Origin of the sequence: Aquabacterium sp. (assembly GCF_034003525.1) — a bacterium.
Lineage (GTDB): Bacteria > Pseudomonadota > Gammaproteobacteria > Burkholderiales > Burkholderiaceae_C > Aquabacterium.
This window is the reverse complement of sequence record NZ_JAVEYN010000006.1, coordinates 60,929-87,466: the sequence shown is the minus strand read 5'-3', so window position 1 is coordinate 87,466 and position 26,538 is coordinate 60,929. Positions and strand designations below refer to the sequence as shown.

The window sequence follows — 26,538 nt, the reverse complement described above, 5'->3', positions numbered from 1 at the left end:
CACAAGAGATTGAGGAGACACCCCATGGAATTCGATGCAGTTTTGCTGGCGCCCCGTCGCGCCGCCGCCGTGGCCCAAGGTTACTGGTTGGACCGCACCATCAACGACGAGCTGGACGCGGCCGTGGCCGCCTGTCCTGACAAGCTGGCGTTGACCGCGGTGCGTGTGGAGAGCGGTGAGGTCACCCGCTTCACCTACGCCGAGATGGCGCGCCTGGCTGACCGCATCGCCGTGGGCCTCACCAAACTGGGTGTGGGCAAGAACGACATCGTGGGCCTGCAGCTGCCCAACTGGTGGCAGTTCACGCTGACCTACCTGGCTTGCTCGCGCATCGGGGCGGTGCTCAACCCCATGATGCACATCTTCCGTGAGCGTGAGCTGTCCTTCATGCTCAAGCATGGCGAGGCCAAGGTCGTCATCGTGCCCAAGGTTTTCCGTGGCTTTGACTTCGAGGCCATGCTCAACGGTCTCAAGCCCCAGCTGCCCGACCTCCAGCATGTGGTGGTTGTGGGCGCGGTGGATGCCAACGGCCAGCCCGCTGCCAACAGCTTCGAAGCCCTGCTGACGATCCCTGAGTGGGAGAAGGACGCGGATGCGCAGGCGATCCTGACGCAGCATCGCCCGAGCGCCGATGACATCACCCAGCTGAGCTACACCTCGGGCACCACCGGTGAGCCCAAGGGCGTGATGCACTCGGCCAACACGGTGTTTGCCAACATCGTGCCTTACGCCAAGCGCCTCAAGCTCGGTGCCGACGACACCATCCTGATGGCCTCGCCGATGGCCCACCAGACCGGCTTCATGTACGGCCTGCTGATGCCCGTCATCCTGAAGTCGCACGTGGTGCTGCAGGACGTGTGGGACGCCAAGAAGGGCATCGAGCTGATCAATGCCGAGAAGGTGGCCTTCACGATGGCCTCCACCCCCTTCCTGACCGACCTGACCAACAACGTGCAGGCGGCCAACACCAGCGTGCCCACGCTGCAAACTTTCCTGTGCGCGGGCGCACCGATCCCCACCGCCCTGGTCGAGCAGGCCCGTGCTGTGCTGGGTGTGAAGATCGTGTCCGCCTGGGGCATGTCCGAGAACGGCGCCGTGACCACGACCCGCCTGGACGATCCGGACGAGCGCGCCTTCAACACCGATGGCTGCCCGCTGCCCGGCGTGGAAGTGAAGGTGGTGGACCTCGACGGCCACGACGTGCCGCATGGCACCGCTGGCAAGCTGCTGGTGCGCTCGTGTTCCAACTTCGGCGGCTACCTGAAGCGCCCACACCTCAATGGCACCGACGAGCAAGGCTGGTTCGACACCGGTGACCTGGCCCGCATGGACGACCAGGGTTACATCCGCATCACCGGCCGCTCCAAGGACGTGATCATCCGTGGCGGCGAGAACATTCCGGTCGTGGAAGTTGAGAACCTGCTGTACCGCCACCCCTCCGTGGCCTTGGCCGCGGTCGTGCCTTACCCCGATGAGCGCATGGGTGAGCGTGCCTGCGCCGTGGTGGTGACCAAGCCAGGTCAGTCGCTGACTTTCGAGGAGATGGTGGCGTACATGAAGGAGCAGAAGGTCGCCATGCAGTACATCCCCGAGAAGCTGCTGGTGCAGGAATCCATGCCCTCGACCGCTTCTGGAAAGATCCAGAAGTTCAAGCTCCGCGAAATGATCGCCGAGATGGTCAAGCAGGCTCAATGAGTGAGCCTTCAGAAAAACGATCTGCCATGAGCTCTACAGAACAGCCGATCCTGACCTCGACGCAAGGCCGCGTCGGGATCATCACCCTGAACCGTCCGGCGCAGATGAATGCGCTCAACGACGCGCTGATGACCGACCTGGGCGAGGCCTTGCTGGCCTTCGACCGTGACGAGAGCATTGGCGCGATCGTGATCACCGGCAACGACAAGGCTTTTGCGGCGGGTGCCGACATCGCGGCCATGGCCGACTGGACCTACCAGGACGTGGTGCGCGACCAGTTCGTGACCCGCAACTGGGAAACCATCCGCCAGGTGCGCAAGCCCGTGATCGGTGCCGTGGCCGGCTTCGCGCTGGGTGGTGGCTGTGAGCTGGCCCTGTCGTGCGACATCGTCATCGCGGCCGAGTCGGCTCGCTTTGGCCTGCCCGAAGTGAAGCTGGCGATGCTGCCAGGCGCCGGTGGCACCCAGCGCCTGCCGCGCGCCATCGGCAAGGCCAAGGCCATGGATCTGTGCCTGACCGGCCGCCTGCTCAATGCGCAGGAAGCCGAGCGCGATGGCCTGGTCTCGCGCGTGGTCGCCAACGAACAACTGATGGACGAAGCGATGGCCGTGGCCACCACGGTGGCGAGCTTCTCGCTGCCGGCCGTCATGAGCATCAAGGCCTGTGTCAACCGGGCCTGGGAATCCTCCCTGGCCGAAGGCATCGGCTTCGAGCGTCGCGAGCTGTATGGCCGCTTCGCCACCGACGACGCCCGCGAAGGCATGCAAGCCTTCCTGGCCAAACGTAAACCGGTGTTCCAGCACCGTTGATATTTTTCAAGGATCACACCATGTCTTCACACGCCAAAGCCTCTTTCCAATGGGACGATCCCCTGCTGCTGGACCAGCAGTTGACCGAAGACGAGCGCGCCGTGCGCGACGCGGCACGCGCCTACTGCCAGGACAAGCTGGCCCCGCGCGTGCTGGAAGCCTTCCGCCACGAAAAGACCGACCCGTCCATCTTCCGTGAGATGGGCGAGCTGGGCCTGCTGGGCGTGACCATCCCGACCGAATACGGTGGCTCGGGCCTGAACTACGTGTCCTACGGCCTGGTGGCCCGGGAGGTCGAGCGCGTGGACTCGGGCTACCGCTCGATGATGAGCGTGCAGCACTCGCTGGTGATGGTGCCCATCAACGAATTCGGCACCGAAGCGACCAAGCGCAAGTACCTGCCCAAGCTGTGCACCGGCGAGTACATCGGCTGCTTCGGCCTGACCGAACCCAACCACGGCTCCGACCCCGGCAGCATGATCACCCGCGCCACCAAGGTGGAAGGCGGCTACAAGCTCAGTGGCTCGAAGATGTGGATCTCGAACTCGCCGATCGCCGACGTGTTCGTGGTCTGGGCGCAGTGCAACGAGAACGGCAAGGACGCCATCCGTGGCTTCGTGCTGGAGAAGGGCTGGAAGGGCCTGAGCGCCCCCGCCATCCACGGCAAGGTGGGTCTGCGTGCCTCCATCACCGGCGAAATCGTGATGGACGAAGTGTTCTGCCCTGAAGAAAACGCCTTCCCCGAAGTGCGCGGCCTCAAGGGGCCCTTCACCTGCCTGAACAGCGCCCGCTACGGCATCTCCTGGGGTGCCCTGGGTGCCGCCGAAGACTGCTACAGCCGCGCCCGTCAGTACGTGATGGACCGCAAGCAGTTCGGCAAGCCCCTGGCCGCCAACCAGCTGATCCAGAAGAAGCTGGCCGACATGCTCACCGAGATCACGCTGGGCCTGCAAGGCAGCCTGGCCCTGGGTCGCGTCAAGGACGCCGGCAAGGCCCCGGTCGAAGTGACCTCGATCATGAAGCGCAACAACTGCGGCAAGTCCCTGGACATCGCCCGCATGGCGCGCGACATGATGGGTGGCAACGGCATCTCCGACGAGTTCGGCGTGGCCCGTCACCTGGTCAACCTCGAGGTGGTCAACACCTACGAAGGCACGCACGACATCCACGCCCTGATCCTGGGCCGTGCGATCACCGGCTCGGCCGCTTTCTGATCCTCACACCGCAACGGAGCACAACAAGATGAAAGCACTCGTCGCCGTCAAGCGTGTGGTGGACTACAACGTGAAGGTCCGTGTCAAGGCCGACCAGAGCGGCGTGGACATCGCCAACGTCAAGATGAGCATGAACCCCTTTGACGAGATCGCCGTCGAAGAGGCCGTGCGCCTGAAAGAGCAGGGCATCGTCACCGAGGTGGTGGCCGTGTCCTGCGGCGTGGCCCAGTGCCAGGAGGTGCTGCGCACCGCCATGGCCATCGGTGCCGACCGCGCCATCCTGGTCGAAAGCGATGCCGAGCTGCAGCCCCTGGCCGTGGCCAAGCTGCTCAAGGCCCTCGTGGACAAGGAACAGCCCGGCCTGATCATCGTCGGCAAGCAAGCCATCGATGACGACAGCAACCAGACCGGCCAGATGCTGGCCGAGCTGGCCAACCTGCCGCAAGCCACCTTCGCGTCCAAAGTGGCCAAGGACGGTGACAAGCTGGTGGTGACCCGTGAGGTGGACGGCGGTGCCGAAACCCTGGCGCTGAGCCTGCCGGCTGTGGTGACGACCGACCTGCGTCTCAACGAGCCGCGCTACGTCACCCTGCCCAACATCATGAAGGCCAAGAAGAAGCCGCTGGACACCTTCAAGCCGGCTGACCTGGGGGTGGACGTGAGCCCGCGCCTGAAGACGCTCAAGGTCAGCGAGCCGCCTGCGCGCTCGGCCGGCATCAAGGTGCCCGATGTGGCCACCCTGGTGAGCAAGCTGAAGAACGACGCCAAGGTCCTGTGAGGCCGCTGCAAGGAGACACACACATGACCGCACTCGTCATTGCCGAACACGACAACACCACGCTCAAGGGCGCGACCCTCAACACCGTCACTGCGGCCGCCGCTTGCGGCGCGGAGGTGCACGTGCTGGTGGCGGGCCACAACGCTGGCGCAGCGGCTGCTGCCGCCGCTCAGATCGCTGGCGTCACGCAGGTGATCCATGCCGATGGCCCCAGCCTGGCGCAGGGCCTGGCCGAGAACGTCAAGGCGCAGGTCGTGAGCCTGGCCTCCGGCTACAGCCACATCCTGTTCCCGGCCACCGCCGCGGGCAAGAACGTGGCCCCGCGTGTGGCCGCCCGCCTTGACGTGGCCCAGATCAGCGACGTCACCAAGGTGGTCTCGGCCGACACCTTCGAGCGCCCCATCTACGCCGGTAACGCCATCGCCACCGTGCAGAGCGCCGACACGGTGAAGGTGCTGACCGTGCGCACCACCGGCTTCGACGCCGCGGCCGCCACCGGTGGCAGCGCCGCCGTGCGCACCGTGGATGCCGTGGCCGACTCGGGTCTGAGCACGTTCAAGGGCAGCGAGATCGCCCAGAACGACCGTCCCGAGCTGACCGCCGCCAAGATCATCGTCTCCGGTGGTCGTGCACTGGGTTCGGCCGAGAAGTTCAACGAGGTGCTGACGCCCCTGGCCGACAAGCTGGGTGCCGCCATCGGTGCTTCGCGCGCCGCGGTGGACGCGGGCTACGCCGCCAACGACCTGCAGGTCGGCCAGACCGGCAAGATCGTGGCACCGCAGCTCTACATCGCAGCCGGCATCTCGGGCGCCATCCAGCACTTGGCTGGCATGAAGGACTCCAAGGTGATCGTCGCGATCAACAAGGATCCCGAAGCCCCGATCTTCCAGGTGGCCGACTTCGGTCTGGAAGCCGATCTGTTCGCCGCCGTGCCGGAGCTGACGCAATCGCTGTGATCCGCTCTGAGTGAGTCCTTCCGGGTGCCCAGACAGGGAACAAGCCTGGCGGGGCCCGCTCCCCCTGTGGCCACCAGCCACACCTCCTGACAGGAGACACCCTCTATGTTGACCATCAACCTGTTCAACGGGCTGGTCTATGGCGCCCTGCTCATCGTGATGAGTTCGGGACTTGCCTTGATCTACGGCCTGCGCCGCGTCGTGAACTTCGCGCACGGCGCGCTCTACATGCTCGGCGCCTACCTCGGCTACACCGTGGCCCTGCAAACCAATTTCTGGGTCGCGCTGGTGGCCGCACCGGCCATCATGGCCGTGGTCGGCGTGCTGCTGGACCGCTATGGCTTTCGCCTGCTGCAAGACCGCGAGCCCCTCAACGTGATGCTCGTCACCTTCGGTTTGCTGCTGATCCTGGAAGACCTGGTGGTCGCCATCTGGGGCAAGGGCAACTACTCCATCTTCACGCCCGAGCTGCTCAACTTCTCGGTGAACCTGTTCGGCCATGACCTGCCGGCCTACCGCATCGCGGTGCTCTTCATGGGCATCGCCGTGGCCGTGGGGCTGACGCTGTGGCTGCGCTTCTCGCGCATCGGCCTGTTCGTGCGTGCCGCCTCCACCGAGCCGGTCACCACCTCGATGCAGGGCGTCAACACCGACGTGCTGAGCGCTGGTGTGGTGGGCCTGGGCAGTGCGCTGGCCGGTCTCGCGGGTGTGGTCGCCGGTCCTTTCCTGTCGCTGTCGCCGCACATGAGCTCGGACGTGCTGATCGACTCCTTCGTCGTCGTCGTGATCGGTGGCCTGGGTTCGCTGGCCGGTGCCTTCATTGCCGCCATCCTGCTGGGGATGATGCAGGCCCTGGGTGCCGTCTACCTGCCCAGCGTGTCCGTCCTGCTGCCCTTCCTTTTCATGATTGCCGTGCTGATCTGGCGCCCCTCGGGCCTGATGGGCAGCCGCACCTGATCGAGCGGGAGAACCACATGAACATGAGTATGTCTCGCGTCAGCATCCTGTCGGTGCTGACCCTGATCCTGGGCGTGGGCATCATGACCTTCGTGACCTCCAGCTCCTTGCTGGCGATGTTCACGCAGGCCGTGGTCTACGCCATCTCGGCCCTGGGCGTGGGCTTCCTGCTGCGCCAGAACGGTCTGGTCAGCTTTGGCCACGCGCTGTTCTTTGGCGCCGCCGGCTACGGCATGGGCGTCATCCTGCAACTGGAATGGATGTCGGCCGAAGCCGCCATCTTCGCGGTGCTCGGTGGCCTGGCCGTGATGGGCTTCCTGATGGGCCTGGTGATTGTGCGGGTGCCCGGCATCGCCTTCGGCATGTTGACGCTGGCCATTGGCCAGATGGCCTACCTGCTGGCCACCCGCGCCACCGGCATGACCGGCGGCACCGATGGCATGAGCGTGGCGTGGCCCAACGAGGTGTTCGGCTTCTCGCAGTCGGTGCTGCTCAAGCCCACGGTGCTGTTCATGATTGCCTGGGTGCTGATGGTGGTCGTGACCTACATCCTGCTGTGGGTCATCCGCACGCGCTTCGGTGCCATCACCGAGGCCATCCGCGACAACGAAGAGCGCGCCCGCTTCATCGGCATCACGACCACGGTGCCGCGCGCCCTCATCTTCGCCATCTCCGGCGTGGTCACCGGCATCGCCGGTCTGCTGTCCTCGTTCAACACCGGCTTCGTCTCGCCCGAGAACCTGCACTGGAGCGTGTCGGCCATCACCCTGCTGATGGTGGTGGTGGGGGGCTTCAAGCGCCCGGTCGGCCCGATCATCGGCGCCATCGTGTACTTCCTGTTCAAGGATCTGCTGGGTGAGTACGCCACGCACAGCAACGCCATCTTTGGCGCGGCGCTGATCGCGGTCATCGTGTTCTCGCCCGACGGGATCATCGGTGCCATCGAGCGGGCCTTCAAGGGCAAGAAGTCCGCCGGTGCGGCCCACCAGCCCATCAGCCACTGACTGCCACAGGAGACACCCATGAGCCAATATGTACTGCAGGCCCAGGATGTGGCCATCCACTACGGCGGCGTCAAGGCGCTGGACGGCGTGGACATGACGCTGGAGAAAGGTCAGATCCGTGGCCTGATCGGCCCCAACGGCGCCGGCAAGTCCACCGTGATCGATGCCATCACCGGCCGTCGTCCCCTGACGCGCGGCAAGGTGACCCTGATGGGTCAGGACGTGAGCCACCTCGGGGCGGTCGAGCGTCGCGCCCGTGGCCTGTCGCGCAGCTTCCAGCGCACCTCCATCTTCCACGGCATGACCGTGCGGGCGCAGGTGGAGCTGGCGTCCTACAAGATGGGCATGGCGAATTCGGCCGAAGACGCCGAGGCCGTGCTCAAGGAACTCGACCTCGACCGCCTGGGCAACATCGTGGCCGAGGACCTGGGCTACGGCGAGCAACGCCGCCTGGACCTGGCCCTGGCCCTCGTGGGCCGTCCGCAGGTGCTGATGCTCGACGAACCGATGGCCGGCCTGTCGGTCAAGGAATCGCACGACCTGGCCAAGCACCTCAAGGCCCTGACCTCGAAGTGGGACGTGTCGGTGCTGCTGGTCGAGCACGACATGGACGTGGTGTTCGGCATCTCCGATGTCATCACCGTGTTCGAACTCGGCCGGGTGATCGCCCAGGGCGCTCCCGCCGAAGTCCGCGCCAACCCGCGCGTCCGTGAAGCCTACCTCGGGAGCACCGCATGACCGCTCTGTTGAACCTCCAAGGCGTCCAGTCCTACTACGGCTCGGCGCACATCCTCCACAGCCTGAGCCTGCACGTCAACAAGGGCGAGCGCGTGGGCCTGATCGGCCGCAACGGCGTGGGCAAGACCACGGTGGTCAACACCATCCTGGGACTGGCCCAGATGAAGTCGGGTCACATCCACTTTGGCAGCAAGCCCATCACCAAGCCGCGCGCCTACATGGCCGCGCAAAACGGCATCGTCGTGGTGCCGCAGGGCCGCCGCATCATCGCCAACCTGACGGTGGAAGAGAACCTGCTGCTAGGCGCGGCCACCGGCCGCAAGGGCCACTGGAACGTGGCCGAGATCTACAAGCTTTTCACCATCCTGAAAGAGCGCGCCCACACTTCGGGCACCGCCTTGTCGGGCGGCCAGCAGCAGATGGTGGCCGTGGGCCGTGCCCTGATGGCCAACCCCGATCTGATCTTGCTGGACGAGCCGACCGAAGGTCTGGCTCCGGTGATCGTGGACCAGCTCGCCGACATCTTCAACCAGGTGGCCGACCAGGGCACCGCGCTGTTGTTGATCGAACAGAACATGAGCCTGGTGGTGCGCGTGGCGCACCGCTACCTGGCGATGGCCAAGGGATCCGTGGTGGCCGAGGGCCGTGTCGAGAACACGCGCGAGTGCCTCAAGGACCTGGAAGAACACGTGATGGTGTGAGCCTTTTTTCGAATGTGGTGAATCGGCGGCCGGACCGCATCCGGCAGACATTGTTTGATTCGAGGAGACCATGATGAACAAGTACACGAAGATGACCCAGTTGCTGGCCGGTGTGGTGCTGGTCGCCAGCCTGCCGACCGTCGCCCTGGCCCAAGCCAAGGAACCCCTGAAGATCGCCCTGGTCTCGTCCAAGTCGGGCGGCTTCTCCACCATGGGGGCTGACGTGATCAACGGCGTCAAGTTCGCCGTGGAAGAAGCTAATGCCAAGGGCGGTGTCGATGGCCGCAAGATCGAACTCGCCGAGGGCGACGACGAAAGCACGCCCGACGCCGGTCGCCGTGCCGCAGAGAAGCTGACCCGCGACGGCTACAAGTTCATCCTGGGCCCCATCACCTCCTCGATCTCGCTGGCCATCAGCCAGAACCTGACCCGTTGGGACGCCGCCTTCATCGGCACCATGGCCAAGGCCGACAAGCTCACCGCCGACGCCTGCAACCCCCGTTTCATTCGCACCAACCATTCCGACGCGATGGACCTGGCGATGATCAACCAGTGGGTCAAGGGCCTCAAGGGCAACAACTTCGCCATCCTGGCGGCCGACTATGTGTGGGGTCAGGACTCGGCCAAGTCTTTCGAAGCCGCCGTGACCTCGCAAGGCAAGAAGGTCAGCCTCAAGCTGTTCGCCCCGCTGGGCACCAAGGACTACGCGCCCTACATCCAGCAACTCAAGGCCGCCGGTGTGGACGCCATCTGGTTTGCCGACGTCTCGGGCGGTGTCAACTTCGTCAAGCAGGCCAACGACTTCGGCCTGAAGACCCCGCTGATCGGCCACGCGCTGGTGTCCAATTTCATCATCAATGCCACCGGCAAGCTGCTCGAAGGCACACCCGGCAACGTGGGCTACACGCCTGACGTGAACTCGCCTGCCTCCAAGGCCTTTGCCGCGGCCTTCAAGGCCAAGAACGGCCGCCTGCCCACCGACACGGAAGGCCAGGCCTACAACGGTGCGCTGGTGCTGTTCCAGGGCGTGAAGCTGGCCAAGAGCGTCGAACCCGAAGCCGTGACCAAGGCACTGCGTGGTGCCACCGTGGACACGCTGTACGGCAAGGCCACCGTGCGTGCCGCCGACAACCAGATGGTGATCCCCAACTTCGTGGCCCGCGTGAAGACCGCCGATGGCGTGCTGCGTCCGGTCATCGAGCAGACCTTCCCCGCGTCGATCGTGCCGGCCGCGTCGCCGCTGTGCAAGATGTGATCGCCTGGGGGCGTTGAGCGCGCCCCCTCCTTTTGAATTCAGGTTTCAGAGCGCTTTGGGCAACCCTCGGGTTGCCCTTTTTTTGTGTTTTTTATTGCAGGCCTGTGGCCGGCTGCCGGTCAGCCAAGGAAGTTCAAAGATATATTCACTCAAGGTTTTGTAACGTTATCTTCGTCACGAGTTTGAGCTCCCATTTTGTGCGTGGCATCAGATGGGCCGGCCGATCCAAGCATTTCATGAATCGCATGCATTACTTCAAATTGCTGTCCACGTCGCTGGCTGTCATTACCTTGGCGGGTTGTGCCAACCTCAAACCAGAGGCTTTGCAAGAGGCTGACATCGTTCAACAGGCCAAAGCCGTCAAAACCCAACAGGTCAACGCGGTGGCGCCCGTGAACGGGCCACTGTCGCTCGAAGAGGCAATTGCCCGCGCCATCAAATACAACGCCGAGCGGCAGGTGCGGGTCATGGAAGAAGCCATGGCCCACGGCACCCTGGACCTGGCCAACTTTGACCTGTTGCCCAAGCTCATGGCCAACGCCGGTTACCGCTCGCGCGACTCGGACCTCCTGACCAATCTGCGCGCGGGGCCCAATTCGCCGATCACACCCGGCACGACGCTCTCCAGCTCTCGCGAGGCGTTCACCACTGACCTGAGCTTCACCTGGAGCCTGCTCGACTTCGGGCAGAGCTACTACGCTGCCAAACAAAGCAGCGACCGCGTGCTGATTGCGGGTGAGCGCCGCCGCAAGGCGCTGCACAACCTGGTGCAAGACGTGCGCACGGCATACTGGCGCGTGGTTGCCGCCGAGAAGCTGGGGCAGTCGGTGCGTGACACCATGCAAGAGGCCGAGGCTGCCCTCCAGAGTTCGGAAGCGGCAGAGTCCTCGGCCATGCGCTCGCCACTGGAGCCGCTGCGCTATCAGCGCCAATTGCTCGAAAACCTGCGGATGCTTGAGTTGGTCGAGCACGAGCTGTCGTCTGCCCGTGTCGAGCTGGCCACTTTGGCTGCCTTGCCCGTGGGCAGCCACTTCACCGTGGTGGAGCCCGAGGCCCAGATCAACACCCGCTGGCTGCACATGAACCCGGCCGACATGGAGTTGCAGGCTCTGGTCAACAACCCTGACATGCGCGAGAGCCTCTACAACGCCCGCATTGCGCGCGACGAAGCCAAGAAGGTCATCGTCAAGATGTTTCCCGGCGTGTCGTTCAGCTATGGCACCAAGACCACCGACGATGAGTACATCGTCAACCAGCGTTGGACCGAGGCGGGCGCTCAGATCTCGTTCAACCTGCTGGGCATCCTCAGTGCGCCCACCGCCAAGCGCTTGGCCGACATGGGTGTGTCAATGGCCGACCAGCGGCAAGTGGCCACACAGATGGCGGTGATTTCCCAGTTGCACATTGCACGCCTGAACTACGCCAACGCCACCAAGCAGTACCAGCGTGCCGACAAGATCGCCCGCGTGGACGCCCGCATGGCAGACGTGGTGTCGGCGCGCGCCAAAGCCGAGGCGCAGTCCCGGCAAGACAGCGTGGCCCAGCAAACCGCCAGCATCCTGTCGTCGCTGCGACGCTACCAGGCGCTGTCGAACGCCCAGGCGGCCGCCTCGCGCCTGCAAGCCACGTTGGGGATGGAGCCCGTGGTGCCGGCTGCAGAAAACAAGCCTCTGCCCGAGGTGGTGCAGGCCGTGCAGCAAAGCCTGCAGCGCTGGGACGCGGCCGAACTGTCCAAGCTGCCCGGAGGCCTGTCGTGGTGAGTCGGTTTTCATCGAGCATGCGCTGGGGAGGCGTTTGGACGGTCTTGGCCCTGTGCGGTCTGACCCATGTGGCAGCCAGCGCACAAAGCCGACCGACGGTGACCGTCGCCCCTCAGTCTGCTGCGGCCCCGGCTGCCCTGCTGGATGCGCGCGAAGTGCGCGGCCAGCTCAGCCCGCGTCGTTACACCACCTTGGCGGCCGAGATTCCGGCCAAGGTGCTCAAGATCCAGCCCAAGGAGGGCGGGGCATTCAAGGCGGGGCAGACCCTGATCACCTTTGACTGCGCCATGCAGCAAAGCCAGCTGGAAAGAGCGCAAGCCGCCATTCAGGCGGCCAACATCACGCTGGAGGCCAACCAGGAAATGATCAAGCATGCGGCCATCGGCAAGGTGGAGCTGCAGGTCTCGCAAGCGGAAGCGCTGAAAGCCCAGGCCGAGGCCAAGGCGGCCAGGACGGTGGTCAGCAAGTGCCGGGTCATCGCCCCGTTCAGCGGCCGCGTGGCCGAACAGAAGGTGCGCGAAGAGCAATTCGTGCAGACCGGCCAGGCCCTGCTCGACATCATCGACGACAGCGTGCTGGAGCTCGAATTCATTGCCCCGTCCAGCTGGCTGCCCAGCTTGCGCGGAAACGGCGCCGTGCGCGTGCGGGTGGATGACACGGGCAAGACCTACAACGCCCGCGTGAGCCGCCTGGGCGCCCGGGTGGATCCAGTCAGCCAGTCCATCAAGGTGGCGGCGGTCATTGAAGGTCGCCCCGCCGAACTCATGGCCGGTATGAGTGGCCGAGTCTCGAATGTGACAGGCAATTGACGACCGAACATGCGTACCGCACCCCACGTGTTCTGGCTCACTGGCCTTCCTGCTTCGGGCAAGACGACGCTCGCCAACGCGTTGGTAGCGCATCTGACATCGCTGGGTGTGAGGGGTATCTGTCTGGATGGTGACCAGTTGCGCCAAGGACTGTGTTCCGACCTGGGTTTCGATGCGGACAGTCGCAAGGAGAATATCCGCCGTGCTGGTGAGGTGTCGCGTCTGTTGCATGGCTCTGGGTTGACTGTGATCGGATCTTTCGTGTCACCGTTTGTGGCCGACCGGGCGCAGGTGAGAGGCTTGTTTCAGCCGGGCGACTTCAGCGAAGTGCATTTGTGCACGTCCCTGCAGGAGTGCATGCGTCGTGATCCAAAGGGCCTGTATGCACAAGCACAACGCGGCGACCTCATCGGCTTGACCGGATGGGACGCACCTTATGAGCCACCTCAAGCGCCCGAATTCAGTTTCGACACGCAAGTGATGGCGCCTGAAGAGATGGCTCAGATTTTGTATTCGCGCATTTTTGAAGAGGCAGCATAAGCATGGACAAGAAGTTCCATTTCATCTCCGGACTACCCAGGTCGGGGTCTACGCTCTTGTCAGCCATCCTTCGGCAAAACCCCCGCTTTCACGCCAGCATGAGCAGTCCCGTTGGCAATCTGGTCGGCAACATGATTGGCGAGTTCAGTGCGGGCAGTGAATTCGCGCCTGTCATCACTCAAGCGCAACGGCGTCATCTGCTGAAGGGCATTTTTTCTTCGTACTACGCGGACGAGGTGCACAAGGATGTCATTTTTGACACCAATCGGGCTTGGTGTGCCAAGCTGCCTTTGCTCATGGACTTGTTTCCGGACGCGAAGGTGATTGCCTGTGTACGGGACGTCGCTTGGGTGCTAGACAGCCTGGAGCGGCGCTACAGGGCCAACCCTTACGAGAACACCAAGCTGTTTGGCGACTGGAGTGAGCGATTGACGGTGGAAAGCCGTGTCGAGACCCTTTTGCAGCGCAACCGCCTGGTCGGGTTTGCGTGGTCGGCCCTCAAGGAGGCCTGCTATGGTGAACACGCGGACCGATTGCTGGTCGTCGATTACGACTTGCTGAGTCAGGCTCCCGCCAAGGTGCTCGAACTGATCTACCAATTCATTGGCGAAACACCATTCCCGCATCACTTTGATGGAGTGGAGTTCGACGCGCCGGAATTCGACGCTGAGCTCGGCATGAGTGGCTTGCATCGCATTCGGCCCAAGGTCGAATTCATCCATCGCAAGACCGTTCTTCCACCGGATGTCTTCACACGCTGCACGACATTGAACTTCTGGCGCAACCTCGAAGACAGCGCTGCCCATGTCATCAGACCCAGTCGCCATGACGTCGTCGAGCGGCAAGTCGCGGTCAGCCCTCAATCATTTCAGTAAGTCACCCGTTCAGAGGTATTCGTCATGTGGTGGAGTAAATCGCGCAAGGACCGCAAGCTCAATTCTCGTGAAGGGGCGTCGACGCCTCTGGCTGAAGGCGCTCATCGACCGATCCGTTTGATGGCGCTGGAGCAGCGGTTCATGTTCGATGGCGCTGCAGTGGCGACTGTATTGGATGCTGCCCTCGCGGTGGATCCCAACGCACATGCCATTGACACTTCGATCCATGGCGCCGCGCTGGTGGGTGGGGGGCCATCCGAGGGCGACCGTCAAGCAGTGGTGGTGTTTGTTGATTCCCGTGTTACCGATGCGGAGTTGCTTTTGCAGGGTGTTGGCCCTGGTGCGACCGTTGTCCACCTTGACGCCACCAAGGACGGTGTCAAGCAGATGGCCGACTACCTGAGCCAGCACGGCAACCAGGATTCAGTTCAGATCATTGCCCATGGCGATCAGGGCAATCTTTGGCTGGGATCCAGTTACCTTTCTGACGTTACCTTGGCGCACCACAGTGACGCTCTCGCCGAGTTGGGGGCGGGCATCAAGGCCGGCGGCGACATCCTCATCTACGCCTGCAACACCGCAGGCGGCGACAGCGGCAGGGCGTTCGTTGAGTCCCTGGCGTCCCTCACCGGGCGTGATGTGGCGGCCTCTGATGACCGCACCGGCAGCCGCGGCGACTGGACCCTGGAAATCACCACCGGGACCATCGAGGCCACCTCGGCGCTCAGCAGCGCCAGCACCGCCACCTATGGCCATGACCTGGCGACCATCACCGTCACCAGCGGCGGCGATTCGGGAGCGGGCACCCTCAGGAACGCCATTTTCACGGCCCTGTCAGGCGACACCATCACCTTCCAGTCGAACATGACGGTCTCGCTGACCAGCGGCGAACTGGTCATCAGCAAGAACCTGATCATCGACGGCGACCTGAACAACGACGGTGTGGCTGACGTGACCCTCGATGCCAATCACAGCAGCCGGGTCATCACCATGATGGCCGGCACCGTGACACTGGATGGCCTGGTGATCACCAAGGGCCTGGTTTCCGGCGCCGGCGGCGACTACAACAGCCTCAACGGCAAGGACGCCCTGGGGGGCGGCATCTATGTGAGCGGGGGTGTGCTCACCATGAAGAACGCCAGCATCACCGCCAACAAGGCCGCCGGCGGCGGCGGTAACGGCGGTGGCGCCGGCTATGGCTATGGCGGCGGTGGCGGCGGCGGATTTGCTTCTGTCGGTGGCGGCAGGGGCGGCAACTACAACCCCAGCATCAACGGAGGGGCCGGGGGCAACGGGGTCGGCGGTATCGGGGGCTACGGTGGTTTGCCCGCTCAGGCCGGCAAGGGCGGCAGTACCTCCGGTGGCGCGGGCGGCACAGGCGTGCCGGGCTTGGCTGCGGGGGGGAGCGGGGGGACGGCTGGAAGCGCCAGCACGGGCTACATCGGTGGTGGCGGTGCAGGGACCGGTGCCTCTTATGGCAGCGGGGGCGGTCGAGGCGGTAATGCTGCGGGGGGCATGTACATCGCCTCGGGTGCCACGGTCTACCTGACGTCCACCAGCATCACCAACAACCTTGGCGCCGGCGGTGGCGGCAGCGGCAGCAGCTACAGCATCCGTGGCGCCGATGGGGGCCAGGGGGTAGGCGGGATCTTCAACCGAGGCACTCTGTATTACGAAAGCGGAACCGTCACCAGCACCAGCAACTATGGCCGTGGGGGCTCTGGCGGGGCGGGACAGAACTCCCAGGCTCCAGGCAGTACCGGAGCCGGTTCGAACACCGGTAACGAGTCCATCATCACCGGCAGCGGTGGCGTGACCGACTCGACCTGGATCTCCAACGCCGCGCCGACCCTCGGCAACCTCAATGGTGACAGCGTCGCCTGGGCCGGTGTGGGCAATACCGTGCGGCTCGACGTGGGCAGCAACGCCAGTTTGGCCGATGCCGAGTTGGGTGCGCTGAACAGCGGCAACGGCAACTGGTCTGGCGCCAGCCTGGTCATCCAGCGCAACGGCACGGCGGTGAGCAGCGACGTGCTGGGTTTCGACACCGTCGGCGCGTTGTTCACCGTCAGCGGCAGCAACCTGCAGTCCGGTGGACAGACTTTCGCCACTTTCACCAATACCGGCGGCGTGCTGACCATCACCTTCACCAGCAGCGGCACCACGGCGACCACCGCCCTGGTGAACGACGTGGCGCAGCGCATCACCTACCGCAACGACACCCCGGCCGGCGATGCCAACGTGAAGGTCACGGTCAACGACGGTTCCGGCGGCAGTGCGACGGCCAACGTCACGGTGGCCAGTGACTTCATCTACGTCACCAATGCCTCAGACACCGCGACCATCGACCCCAGCAACGGCACGAGTTTCAGCGAGGCCGTTGCCATCGCCGCGGCCGACAGCACCGGTACCCAGACCATCGTCTTCGCCAGCAACTTGGCCGGCCAGACGCTCAACCTCAACGCCGGGTCGGTCAACGAGAGCCTGACCTTCGACATGGACCAGGCCAGCGGCCTGGGACTCACTGGCGGCACCCTCACCCTGGGAGGAGGTACCACACAGACCGTCACCCATGGCGCCGGCGACACCGCCACCATCAGCAGCGTCATCGCCGGCAGCGGCGCCCTGACCAAGGCCGGGGGGGGCAACCTGACCCTCTCAGGTTCCGGCAACACCTTCAGCGGCGCCACCACGATCAGCGCGGGTACCCTGACGGTCAGTGGCGGCGATGCGCTCGCTTCCAACACCAGCGTGTCGGTCGCTGCGGGTGCCACCCTGGCCCTGGCCGGGAACGAAGCGCTCGGCAACCTCTCCGGTGCCGGCTCCGTGACCCTGGGCAGCTTCAATCTCACCAGCAACCAGACGGCGGACACCACCTTCTCCGGCGGCATCAGCGGCACCGGTGGGGTGACCTTCAACCAGATCGGGGCCGCCACCTACTCGACCACGCTTTCCGGTACCAACACCTACACCGGCAACACTGTGCTCGCCAACTACGGCTGGCTGAAGCTCAACGGCGACGCCTCCATGTCCAACAGCAACGCCGTGCGGGTCAACGGCAACAGCGTCCTGACGCTGCTCTCGGACCAGACCATCGGCAGCCTGGCCAGCGCGGGCTCCAACGCCAGCATCCAGCTGGGCAGCTACACCCTTAATGCCGGGGGCGACAACACCAGCACCTCGGTGCTCGGGGTGATTTCCGGCACCGGCTCGCTGGTCAAGCAGGGCAGCGGCACCCTGACCCTGTCCGGCAGCAATACCTACGGTGGCACCACCACCGTCTCCGGCGGCACCCTGTCGATCGCTGGCGACGGCAACCTGGGCAGCGGGGCCGTCAACCTGGCGGGTGGCACCGTGCTCGACGTTACGGGTGCCACCACCATCGACAATGCCATCGTCCTGTCCGGCAACAGCAGCATCGGCAACAGCAACGCTGTCACCCTCAGCGGCGCCATCAGCGGCGCCTACGACCTGACGAAAACCGGCAGCGGCACCCTGACCCTGTCCGGCAGCAATGGCTACGGCGCCACCTACGTGAGCGCCGGCACCCTGTCGATCTCAAACGACGGCAACCTGGGGTCGGGCGCGGTAAACCTGGCCGCCGGAACGACCCTGGCACTCACCGGTGCCAACACCATCGACAACGCCATCGTGCTCGGCGGCAATGCCACGGTGAGCAGCTCGGCGGCCGCGTCCCTGTCGGGGGTTATCAGCGGCGCCTTCACCCTGACCAAGGCCGGTGCCAGCACCCTGACCCTGTCCGGCAGTAACACCTACGGCGCCACCACTGTCAGTGCCGGCACCCTCAGCGTTGCCAGCGACAGCAACCTCGGCAGCGGCACGCTGACCCTGGGCGCCAGCACAACCCTGGCGGTGACCAGCGCCACCACCCTCGACAACGCCATCGCCCTGAGCGGCAGCGCCACGGTGAACACTGGCGCCGCCACTACCCTGTCAGGGGTGATCAGTGGCAGCAACAGCCTGACCAAGTCCGGCGCCGGCATCCTGACCCTGACCGGCACCAACACCTACAGCGGCAGCACCAGCGTCAGCGCCGGGACCTTGAGCATCGCCAGTGACAGCAACCTGGGCGCCGGTGCGCTCAACCTGGCCAACGGCACCACCCTGCAGATCACCGGCAACACCACCCTCGACAACACCCTGGCGCTGACCGGCCTGGTGACCGTCAACGCCGGCGCTGCGACCACACTGTCCGGTACCATCAGCGGCACCGGCAGTCTGACCAAGGCCGGCGCCAGCAACCTGACCCTGTCCGGCAGCAACACCAACACCGGCACCACCAACGTCTCCGCCGGCACCCTGGTGGTCGATGGCAGCACCGCCAGCGCCACCACCGTGGCCAACGGGGCGACCCTGGCCGGCAGCGGCACCCTGGGCGGCGACGTCGTCGTGCAGAGCGGTGCCACCCTGTCCCCCGGCAACTCGGGGGCTGGCAGCCTGACCATCAACGGCAACCTGGTCATGTCCTCGGGCAGCACCCTGGCGCTGGACATCAACGGAGCCACCGCTGGCACCGGCTACGACCGTGTGGTGGTGAACGGTACGGTCGACGTCTCCGCCGCCAACCTGGTGGTGACCCACGGCTATGCGGCCGGCAGCGGCGACAGCTACACGGTGATCGTCAACGATGCGGCCGATGCAGTGATCGGCACCTTCTCCGGTACCAACGAGGGCGACAAGTTCAACGCCGCCGGCAATGGCACCGAGATGACCATCAGCTACATCGGTGGCAGCGGCAACGACCTGACCCTGACCGCGCCCATCGCCCCGACCGTCACCAGCGTTTCGTCCAGCACGGCCAACGGCACCTACAAGATCGGCGATGTCATCACCGTCACCGTGCGCTTCGATTCGGCAGTGAACGTCACCGGCACCCCGACCCTGACCCTGGAGACCGGCGCCACCGATCGGGTGCTCAACTACGTGTCCGGCTCGGGTACCGACACCCTGAGCTTCACCTACACCGTGCAGGCCGGCGACAGCTCCGCCGATCTCGACTACGCCTCCACCTCGGCGCTGAGCCTCAATGGCGGCACCATCAAGGACGGCGCCAACCAGAACGCCATCCTCACCCTGGCTGCCCCCGGTGCGGCCGGCTCCCTGGGCGCCAACAAGGCCCTGGTGGCGGATGGCGTGCGCCCGGCGGCCACCAGCATCAACCTCAGCGACACGGCCCTGCGCATCGGCGAGACTGCCACCGTCACCGTGAACTTCAGCGAGCAGGTCACCGGCCTGGACATCGCCGACTTCAGTGTGGCCAACGGCAGCCTCAGCGGCCTCAGCAGCAGCGACAGCGGCCTGACCTGGACGGCGACCTTCACGCCGAGCGTCAACGTCAGCCATGCCAGCAACCTGATCACCCTCGACAACAGCGGGGTGATCGACTTTGCAGGCAACGCCGGCGTGGGCAGCACCGTCTCGGTCAACTACGCCATCGACACCCTGCGCCCGACCGCGAGCATCGTGGTGGATGACACCGCCCTCAAAGCAGGAGAGAGCGCCACCGTCACCATCACCTTCAACGAGCAGGTGACCGGGCTGACCATCGCGGACTTCATGGTCGACAACGGCACCCTGAGCGGGCTGACCTCCAACGACGGCGGCATCACCTGGACCGCCACCCTGACGCCGAGCGCCAGCGTGACCGCGGCCACCAACCTCATCACCCTGGCCAACACCGGGATGAGCGACTTGGCAGGCAACACCGGCACCGGTAGCACCAATTCCAACAACTATGCCATCGACACCGCGCTACCTCAGGTGAGCAGCGTGGCGGTACCCGCCAACGCAATCTATGGCACAGGACAGAACCTGGACTTCACCGTCAACTTCAACCAGGCGGTGATCGTGGACACCACCGGCGGCCAGCCCCGCATCGCACTGACCGTGGGAGGCGCGACGGTATACGCCAACTATGTCTCCGGCAGCGGTAGCACCGCCCTGACCTTCCGCTACACCACGCAGTCAGGAGACGTGGACAGCGACGGCATCACGGTGGGGGCGCTGGCGACCAACGGAGGCAGCCTCAGAGACGTTGCCGGCAACGATGCCACCTTGGCCCTGAACAGCGTTGGCAGCACCGCCGGCGTGCTGGTGGATGCCGTGGTGCCCGCCGCACCATCCGCCTTGGACCTGGCGTCGGCCTCGGATTCGGGTCTCAGCAACACCGACAAGCTCACCAAGGTCACCACGCCGACCATCACGGGCAGTGGCGCGGAGGCGGGCTCAACGGTCACGCTGTACGACACCGATGGCACGACCGTGTTGGGCACCGCGACGGCCGATGGCGCGGGCAACTGGAGCATCACCTCCAGCGCGCTCGGTGCGGGTGCCCACACCTTGACGGCCAAGGTGACGGACGCCGCCGGCAACACGAGCCCAGCCTCCACAGGATTGGTCGTCACCATCGACACCGCAGCGCCCACGGCGATCGCGCTGAGCGCCTCCAGCGTGATGGACGTGGCCACCGGTCCCAGCATCACGGTGGCGTCCCTGTCGTCGCTGGACAGCCAGGCCGTCAGCTATGACCTGGTGGCGGGCAACGGCACGAACGACGCCGACAACGCCCGTTTTGTGTTGGCCGGCGGGCTGCTGCAAAGCCGCACCCAACTGGCGGCCGGGGCCTACAACATCCGCGTGAGTGCGACCGATGCGGCTGGCAATGTCAGTTATCAGGACTTTCTCGTGACCGTTTACTCGCCGCCGGTTCCCGTGGTCTCGGCCGACGTGGGGGCGGCAGGCGGAACGGCCATCGGCCCCGTGGCGCAGGCCCCTGCGACCACGGATGGGGGAGAGGTCCCTCCGGCCGGCTTGAGCTTCATGTCTGGCGGCACGGCCCAGGCCATTCCTGTGCTGGCGGCGGACCTGAGCGCATTGAACGGTGCTACCCCGTGGATGCCTGAGTTTGCGGCCCCCAGCGCGGCAACGGCCGTGGTGCGCTTGGGCATGGACGGTATCTCCGCGTCGACGGGTGGGGGGCTGCGTGCCTTGCAGCCCACGCGTGAAGTGGTGATCGAGCGCGGTGAGCAGGTCACCTTCACCCTGCCGGGGGGCAGTTTTGGCCACAGCGATGCGGGTGCACGTGTGACCTTGTCGGCCCGGCTGGCCGATGGCCGACCGCTGCCCGCTTACGTGAGCTTCGATCCCGCCACGGGGACCTTCACGATCGAGGAGGAAGCGGGCGATCGCGTTCAGCAGCTTAAAGTGGTCATCAGGGCCGTGGATGAAACCGGGCAGTCGGCCAGCATCACGGTGGTGATCAAGCTCAAGGACAAGGCCCGCAACGTGAGCGCACTGGATCTGCCGATCAAGCTGGCCAAGCCGGCTTTGGCTGAGCAGCTCCGTCTGGCTGACAGGCCGGCCGGCAAGTTGGCCGAGCTGGCCGCACTGAGCCAGGCATTTGCCGCGAACCACGTTGAGCGTGGTCGCGCATGAGCACGGACGCCACGAGCACCAACCCTTTGCTGTCGCTGGTTGGGCTGGGGCAGCAAGCGCGCCAGGCCGACAGCCTGGACGAGTTGGGCTTTTTGCTGGTCAACGATTCCAAGGCCCTGTCGGGCTACCGGCAGGCCTGGCTGTGGTGGCAGGCTCAAGGGGTGAGCCACCTGTCAGGCGTGGTCATGCCCGAGCGGCACAGCCCCTTCATCCAGTGGGCCGGCCAGTTGTGCGAGCACCTGTCGAGTCAGTCCGATGTGGCGTTTCAGACGCTGTCTGTTCAGGATCTGCCTGAAGCCCTGCGCGAGGGATGGGGGCGCTGGATGCCTGCTCAGGCCTGGTGGATGCCTTTGGGCCTGGGCTTGCCGGGTGGCTTGCTCGTGGCCGACGATGCGCTGGACGCGCAACGCCTGCCCTTGTGGCAAGAGTGGGTGGCCATGTGGTCCCTCGCGGCCGATCGGCAGCGCCGGGTGGCATCCCAGTCGGTCATGGGGGCCGTGCGTCACTGGTTCCAGCAGCAGAGGCCGCAAGGTGGCTGGCGCCAGTCGCGCCGCCTGTGGGCGCTGGTCGTGCTCTTGCTGGTGCTGCTGTGCCCCGTTCGCTTGACCGTGGTGGGCGAAGGTGAGCTGGTGCCGCGCGAACCCATGGTGGTGCGCGCGCCCTTGGATGGGGTGATTCACGAGTTCCATGTCTCGCCCAATCAGGTGGTCAAGGCCGGAGACGCCTTGTTCAGCTACGACAACGAGGTGGTGCGCAGTCGCTTGCTGGTGGCGCAGCAGAGCCTGGCCACGGCCGAGGCCGAATACCGCCAGGCCGCACAGTCGGCACTCACCGATGCACGGGCCAAGTTTCAGCTGGCCAGCTTGGTGGGCAAGGTGCAGGAGCGGGAGACCGAGTTGCGCTTTCTGACCGAGCAGGTCGGTCGCACCACCGTGACGGCGCCCCAAAGCGGCGTGGTGTTGTTCAACGACGTGTCCGAGTGGATCGGCAAGCCGGTGCAAACGGGCGAGCGTGTGGTGCGCATGGCCAACCCGGCCGATGTCGAGCTGGAGGTTTGGGTGAATCTGGCCGATGCCGTGCCCCTGAAGGCAGGCGATGAAGCCAAGCTGTTTCTGGCTGCCAGCCCGCTCGATACCTTGGAGGCGAAGGTGCGCTGGTTGGGTTACCAGGCTCAGCCGCGGCCTGATGGCACGTTTGCGTATCGATTGCGTGCGAGCCTGACCGATCGGTCGGCCTTCATGGTCGGGGCCAAGGGCGTGGCTCGGGTGTCTGCCGGGCGGGTGCCGCTGGTCTACTGGCTGCTGCGCAAGCCTCTGGCCGTGATCCGTGGGTACCTGTTGATCTGATGACGTCGCCAACCATGTTGCCGGAACTGCGGCAGGAGCTCGAGCTGATCGAGGGCGGGGTGGACGCCGGAGGGAGCCCCAGCTGGTTGATCCATGACCCCGTGCGCAATCAGTACTTCAAGGTGGACTGGGTGAGCTTCGAGATGCTGCGCTGCTGGGGCCCGCTGTCCCCGGCCGCGTTGCTGGAGCAAGTGCGGCAGCGCGGCCGCGTGCATGTGAGCGAGCCAGACCTGACGCACCTGATCGAGTTTTTGTCTCGGCACCAGTTGCTGCAGGTGAGCCGGGGTACTGCAGGCCTGATGGCACGCAGCCGAGCCCAGATGGCCGGGACCTGGTGGGCCTGGTTGCTGCACAACTACCTGTTCTTCAGACTCCCTCTGATCCGACCGGATGCTTTCCTGACCCGGACACAGCGTTGGACAGGCTTCGTGTTTTCGCGCGGGTTTGCATGGTTGACGCTGCTGGCTGGCGTGATGGGGCTGCTGGGCGTGATCCGGCAGTGGGAGGGGTTCACGCACACGCTGGTGGACTTTTTCAGCTGGCAGGGCATGGTGGCGTACGGGCTGACCTTGGCCTTCGTGAAGGTGCTACATGAGTTTGGCCATGCCTACACAGCCAAGCGTTATGGCTGCCAGGTGTCGACCATGGGATTGGCGTTTCTGGTGATGTGGCCGGTGCTTTACACCGACACGAACGATGTGTGGCGGCTCAAGAACCATCGCCAGCGACTGGCGGTGTCGAGCGCCGGGGTGTTGACGGAGTTGGGTGTGGCCCTGTGGGCCACGTTCCTGTGGGTGCTGGTGCCAGACGGCACGCTGCGCAGCATGCTGTTCCTGCTGTCGACCACCACCTGGGTGTCCACGGTGCTGATCAACGTGAGCCCGTTCATGCGGTTCGATGGGTATTTCATCCTGATGGATTGGTTGCAGTTTCCCAACCTGCATGGGCGATCGTTTGCCCTCGCCCGCTGGCATCTGCGCAAGGTGCTGCTGGGCTTGCACGATCCGGTGCCCGAGTCGTTCACGCCCCGCCAGCAGGCCTGCCTGATTGCGTTTGCCTGGGCCACCTGGTTCTACAGGCTGGTCCTGTTTCTGGGCATCGCGGTGCTGGTCTACCAGTTCTTCATCAAGCTGGTGGGCATCTTCTTGTTCGTGGTGGAGATCGTCTGGTTCGTGGCCAAGCCGCTGGCGTCCGAGTTGGGGGTGTGGCGCTCACGGTGGACCGACGTGCGCCCTCATCGGCGCGCGGGTCTTTGGGGTGCATGCGCCAGCTTGGTGGTGCTGATGGGTCTGTTGCCCATCCCGGGACGCGTCGTGGTCTCGGCGGTGGTGGTGCCGCAGCAGGTGCATGCGGTGTACGCGCCCAAGGGCGCGATGCTGCTGTCCGGCGGGCGCGAAGGCGCCCTTGCACCAGACCATCCGATCTTTGTGTTCGATGCGCCGCAGCTCCATTCGCAAAGCCAGGCCAATGAAGCGCGTCAAGCCTCCGCGCAGTGGCAGTCGAGCGTGGCCACGATGAACCCCGAGATGCTGGGGCAGTGGGCGTCACTCACGGCGCACAGCGCGGTGACCAACGCGGAGGGCCAGGTGATCCGTTCGGATCTGAGCAACTACCGGGTGACGGCCCCGTTTGAGGGGCAGTGGCATGTCACCGACCCGGATCTGAGGCCGGGGCAGTGGCTGCTCCAAAGCGAAAAGCTGGGCGTGCTCGTAGGGCGAGGCGGTGTCCGGGTGGTGGCCTATGTGCGGGACGTGGAGGTGCGGCATTTGCACGCAGGGCAAGATGCCGTTTTCGTGCCGGACAGTGGGGTGGGGCCGACGCTCCAGCTGGAGGTCGCCAAGATTCATTCCGACCGGCTGCGTGCGCTGGCCGAGCCCGAACTGGCATCCCACTTTGGCGGCAGCGTGATGGTGCGTGAGCACCAAGGACAGCTCTTCCCGGAAGGGGCCTACTACCGCGTTGAGTTCATGCCACGCGATGCCCAGCATGCGGAACAGCTCAACCGTTTCAAGTGGCGGGGGCGCGTGTATGTCTCGTCCAGTGCCGAGCCTTTGTTGGCCCCGGTGCTCAGAACGGGGCTGTCGGTTCTGATCCGGGAAACTGGATTCTGATCAGCGCGCGCTCGCCTGCCGCACCGCGTGTTCCCAGTGCGCCATGCGCGCCGCCGCCTCATCACGCGAAAGCTGCGGCTCGAAGGTGCGCTCGGCGCGCCACTGGCGGCCAATCACCGCCGTGTCGGCATACACCCCGGTGCTCAGCCCCGCCAGGTAGGAGGCGCCCAGCGCGGTCGTCTCCACCACCTTCGGTCGCACCACCGGAATACCCAGCAGGTCGGCCTGGAACTGCATCAGCAGGTCGTTGACGCAGGCGCCCCCGTCTACCCGCAACTCGCGCAGCGCGCAGCAGCCCGAGGCCACGGCATCGCGGCTCATGGCCTGCAGCAGCGCGGCGCTCTGGAACGCGATCGACTCCAGCGCCGCCCGTGCGATGTGCGCCACCGTGCTGCCCCGCGTCAGCCCCACGATGGCACCGCGCGCCTCGCTGTCCCAGTACGGGGCGCCCAGGCCGGTGAAGGCGGGCACGAACATCACGCCGCCGCTGTCGGGCACGCTGGCTGCCAGCTCTTGCACCTCGCTGGCGGTGCGCACCGCGTGCAGGCCGTCGCGCAACCACTGCACCACGGCCCCGCCAATGAAGACGCTGCCTTCGAGCGCATAAGCGCGCTGGCCGGGCAACTGCGCCGCCACCGTGCTCAGCAGGCCGTTGGCCGAAGGCTGGGTTTGTGCACCGGTGTGCATCAGCATGAAGCAGCCCGTGCCATAGGTGTTCTTGGCCATGCCGGCCTGAAACCCTGCCTGGCCAAACAGCGCGGCCTGCTGGTCGCCGGCCATGCCGCCAATGGGCAAGGCGCCCAGGCCGGCCAGGAAGTCACCACTGCCCCAGATCTCGGGTTGCGCTTCGCCGTACACATGGCTGGAAGGGCGCACCTGTGGCAGCACCTCGCGGGGGATGTCCATCAGGCGCAGCAGCTCCTCATCCCAGTCTTGCGTGTGGATGTTGAAGAGCATGGTGCGCGAGGCGTTGCTCACGTCGGTGGCGTGCACGGTGCCGCCGGTCAGGTTCCACAGCAGCCAGCTGTCCACGGTGCCAAAGGCCAGCTCGCCGCGCTGGGCCGCCGCGCGCGCGCCGTCGATGTGGTCAAGCAGCCATTGCAGTTTGCTGCCGGAAAAGTAGGGGTCGATGACCAGACCGGTCTTGGCCCGGATCAGGTCGGCCAGGCCCTGTTCGCGCCAACGCGCGCACTGCGCCTCGGTGCGACGGTCCTGCCAGACGATGGCTGGGCCCACGGGCTGCCCCGTGTCGCGGCGCCACAGCACCGTGGTCTCGCGCTGGTTGGTGATGCCCAGGGCGTAGACCTCGCTGAGGTCATGGCCCAGGGTGCGCAACTGCGCCAGCGCGGCGTGGGCCGTGTCGCGCTGCGAGGTCCACAACTCCAGCGGGTCGTGCTCGACCCAGCCGGGGTGCGGGTAGTGCTGGCGCGTCTCCAATTGGGCACTGGCCAGAATGTGGCCGTGCTCGTCGAAGACGATGCTGCGGGAGCTGGAGGTGCCCTGGTCCAGGGCGAGGATGAGGGCCATGGTCAGAG

The 26,538-nt window shown here is 65.3% G+C and carries 18 protein-coding genes; 17 read left to right on the top strand and 1 reads right to left on the bottom strand.

Annotated elements, in window-relative coordinates:
* Positions 1-24: 24 nt before the first annotated feature.
* The 17 genes from aliA to RBT42_RS05405 all read left to right on the top strand — a co-directional run bounded on the left by aliA (position 25) and on the right by RBT42_RS05405 (position 25,003).
* Positions 25-1,695 (top strand): cyclohexanecarboxylate-CoA ligase, encoded by a 1,671-nt coding sequence (aliA, locus tag RBT42_RS05485; protein WP_320362902.1) that lies wholly within the window; start codon positions 25-27, stop codon positions 1,693-1,695.
* Positions 1,696-1,721: 26 nt separating this feature from the next.
* Positions 1,722-2,504: an enoyl-CoA hydratase gene (locus tag RBT42_RS05480; protein ID WP_413785857.1), complete on the top strand. Its 783-nt coding sequence runs from the start codon at positions 1,722-1,724 to the stop codon at positions 2,502-2,504.
* Between the two features lie 20 nt (positions 2,505-2,524).
* Entirely contained in the window at positions 2,525-3,718 is a 1,194-nt protein-coding gene (locus RBT42_RS05475; protein WP_320362898.1) for an acyl-CoA dehydrogenase, read from the top strand.
* Positions 3,719-3,746: 28 nt separating this feature from the next.
* Entirely contained in the window at positions 3,747-4,496 is a 750-nt protein-coding gene (locus RBT42_RS05470) for an electron transfer flavoprotein subunit beta/FixA family protein (protein WP_320362896.1), read from the top strand.
* A 23-nt stretch (positions 4,497-4,519) separates the two neighbouring features.
* Positions 4,520-5,452 carry an electron transfer flavoprotein subunit alpha/FixB family protein gene (locus RBT42_RS05465; protein WP_320362894.1) on the top strand — a complete coding sequence of 311 codons (933 nt, stop codon included), beginning with the start codon at positions 4,520-4,522 and terminating at the stop codon, positions 5,450-5,452.
* Between the two features lie 105 nt (positions 5,453-5,557).
* The gene (locus RBT42_RS05460; protein ID WP_320362892.1) at positions 5,558-6,409 is read left to right on the top strand and encodes a branched-chain amino acid ABC transporter permease; all 852 of its coding nucleotides are present in this window, start codon (positions 5,558-5,560) and stop codon (positions 6,407-6,409) included.
* A 17-nt stretch (positions 6,410-6,426) separates the two neighbouring features.
* Positions 6,427-7,413, top strand: a complete 987-nt coding sequence (locus RBT42_RS05455) for a branched-chain amino acid ABC transporter permease (protein ID WP_320362890.1) — start codon at positions 6,427-6,429, stop codon at positions 7,411-7,413.
* A gap of 18 nt (positions 7,414-7,431) precedes the next feature.
* Positions 7,432-8,151 carry an ABC transporter ATP-binding protein gene (locus RBT42_RS05450; RefSeq protein ID WP_320362888.1) on the top strand — a complete coding sequence of 240 codons (720 nt, stop codon included), beginning with the start codon at positions 7,432-7,434 and terminating at the stop codon, positions 8,149-8,151.
* Positions 8,148-8,852 carry an ABC transporter ATP-binding protein gene (locus RBT42_RS05445; RefSeq protein ID WP_320362885.1) on the top strand — a complete coding sequence of 235 codons (705 nt, stop codon included), beginning with the start codon at positions 8,148-8,150 and terminating at the stop codon, positions 8,850-8,852. Before RBT42_RS05450 ends, RBT42_RS05445 begins: the two co-directional genes overlap by 4 nt.
* Before the next feature lie 73 nt (positions 8,853-8,925).
* On the top strand, positions 8,926-10,107 hold the full coding sequence (locus RBT42_RS05440; RefSeq protein WP_320362883.1) for an ABC transporter substrate-binding protein: 1,182 nt from the start codon (positions 8,926-8,928) through the stop codon (positions 10,105-10,107).
* Positions 10,108-10,352: 245 nt separating this feature from the next.
* The gene (locus RBT42_RS05435; RefSeq protein ID WP_320362881.1) at positions 10,353-11,867 is read left to right on the top strand and encodes a TolC family protein; all 1,515 of its coding nucleotides are present in this window, start codon (positions 10,353-10,355) and stop codon (positions 11,865-11,867) included.
* 98 nt (positions 11,868-11,965) lie between these two features.
* Positions 11,966-12,676: an efflux RND transporter periplasmic adaptor subunit gene (locus tag RBT42_RS05430; RefSeq protein ID WP_320362879.1), complete on the top strand. Its 711-nt coding sequence runs from the start codon at positions 11,966-11,968 to the stop codon at positions 12,674-12,676.
* Between the two features lie 9 nt (positions 12,677-12,685).
* Complete coding sequence (gene cysC / locus RBT42_RS05425; RefSeq protein WP_320362877.1) at positions 12,686-13,216, top strand: adenylyl-sulfate kinase; 531 nt, start codon at positions 12,686-12,688, stop codon at positions 13,214-13,216.
* A gap of 2 nt (positions 13,217-13,218) precedes the next feature.
* Entirely contained in the window at positions 13,219-14,091 is an 873-nt protein-coding gene (locus tag RBT42_RS05420; RefSeq protein WP_320362874.1) for a sulfotransferase, read from the top strand.
* Positions 14,092-14,115: 24 nt separating this feature from the next.
* Positions 14,116-21,546, top strand: coding sequence for an Ig-like domain-containing protein (locus RBT42_RS05415; protein WP_320362872.1), 7,431 nt, complete (start codon positions 14,116-14,118; stop codon positions 21,544-21,546).
* On the top strand, positions 21,543-22,892 hold the full coding sequence (locus RBT42_RS05410) for an efflux RND transporter periplasmic adaptor subunit (protein WP_320362870.1): 1,350 nt from the start codon (positions 21,543-21,545) through the stop codon (positions 22,890-22,892). The genes RBT42_RS05415 and RBT42_RS05410 overlap by 4 nt, the downstream gene beginning before the upstream one ends.
* Complete coding sequence (locus RBT42_RS05405; protein ID WP_320362868.1) at positions 22,892-25,003, top strand: site-2 protease family protein; 2,112 nt, start codon at positions 22,892-22,894, stop codon at positions 25,001-25,003. The genes RBT42_RS05410 and RBT42_RS05405 overlap by 1 nt, the downstream gene beginning before the upstream one ends.
* On the opposite strand, the gene glpK is transcribed toward RBT42_RS05405, so the two are convergent.
* Positions 25,004-26,530, bottom strand: coding sequence for a glycerol kinase GlpK (gene glpK / locus RBT42_RS05400; RefSeq protein ID WP_320362866.1), 1,527 nt, complete (start codon positions 26,528-26,530; stop codon positions 25,004-25,006). It lies immediately after the preceding gene.
* Positions 26,531-26,538: the final 8 nt, after the last annotated feature.

Bases quoted from the DNA above. Each gene is read 5' to 3' on its own strand.
- RBT42_RS05445 (WP_320362885.1), top strand. From the start codon at position 8,148: ATGACCGCTCTGTTGAACCTCCAAGGCGTCCAGTCCTACTACGGCTCG.
- RBT42_RS05410 (WP_320362870.1), top strand. From the start codon at position 21,543: ATGAGCACGGACGCCACGAGCACCAACCCTTTGCTGTCGCTGGTTGGG.
- RBT42_RS05460 (WP_320362892.1), top strand. From the start codon at position 5,558: ATGTTGACCATCAACCTGTTCAACGGGCTGGTCTATGGCGCCCTGCTC.
- aliA (WP_320362902.1), top strand. From the start codon at position 25: ATGGAATTCGATGCAGTTTTGCTGGCGCCCCGTCGCGCCGCCGCCGTG.
- RBT42_RS05440 (WP_320362883.1), top strand. From the start codon at position 8,926: ATGAACAAGTACACGAAGATGACCCAGTTGCTGGCCGGTGTGGTGCTG.
- RBT42_RS05450 (WP_320362888.1), top strand. From the start codon at position 7,432: ATGAGCCAATATGTACTGCAGGCCCAGGATGTGGCCATCCACTACGGC.
- RBT42_RS05405 (WP_320362868.1), top strand. From the start codon at position 22,892: ATGACGTCGCCAACCATGTTGCCGGAACTGCGGCAGGAGCTCGAGCTG.
- RBT42_RS05415 (WP_320362872.1), top strand. From the start codon at position 14,116: ATGTGGTGGAGTAAATCGCGCAAGGACCGCAAGCTCAATTCTCGTGAA.
- RBT42_RS05420 (WP_320362874.1), top strand. From the start codon at position 13,219: ATGGACAAGAAGTTCCATTTCATCTCCGGACTACCCAGGTCGGGGTCT.
- RBT42_RS05475 (WP_320362898.1), top strand. From the start codon at position 2,525: ATGTCTTCACACGCCAAAGCCTCTTTCCAATGGGACGATCCCCTGCTG.
- RBT42_RS05480 (WP_413785857.1), top strand. From the start codon at position 1,722: ATGAGCTCTACAGAACAGCCGATCCTGACCTCGACGCAAGGCCGCGTC.
- RBT42_RS05465 (WP_320362894.1), top strand. From the start codon at position 4,520: ATGACCGCACTCGTCATTGCCGAACACGACAACACCACGCTCAAGGGC.
- RBT42_RS05455 (WP_320362890.1), top strand. From the start codon at position 6,427: ATGAACATGAGTATGTCTCGCGTCAGCATCCTGTCGGTGCTGACCCTG.
- glpK (WP_320362866.1), bottom strand. From the start codon at position 26,530: ATGGCCCTCATCCTCGCCCTGGACCAGGGCACCTCCAGCTCCCGCAGC.
- RBT42_RS05435 (WP_320362881.1), top strand. From the start codon at position 10,353: ATGCATTACTTCAAATTGCTGTCCACGTCGCTGGCTGTCATTACCTTG.
- RBT42_RS05470 (WP_320362896.1), top strand. From the start codon at position 3,747: ATGAAAGCACTCGTCGCCGTCAAGCGTGTGGTGGACTACAACGTGAAG.
- cysC (WP_320362877.1), top strand. From the start codon at position 12,686: ATGCGTACCGCACCCCACGTGTTCTGGCTCACTGGCCTTCCTGCTTCG.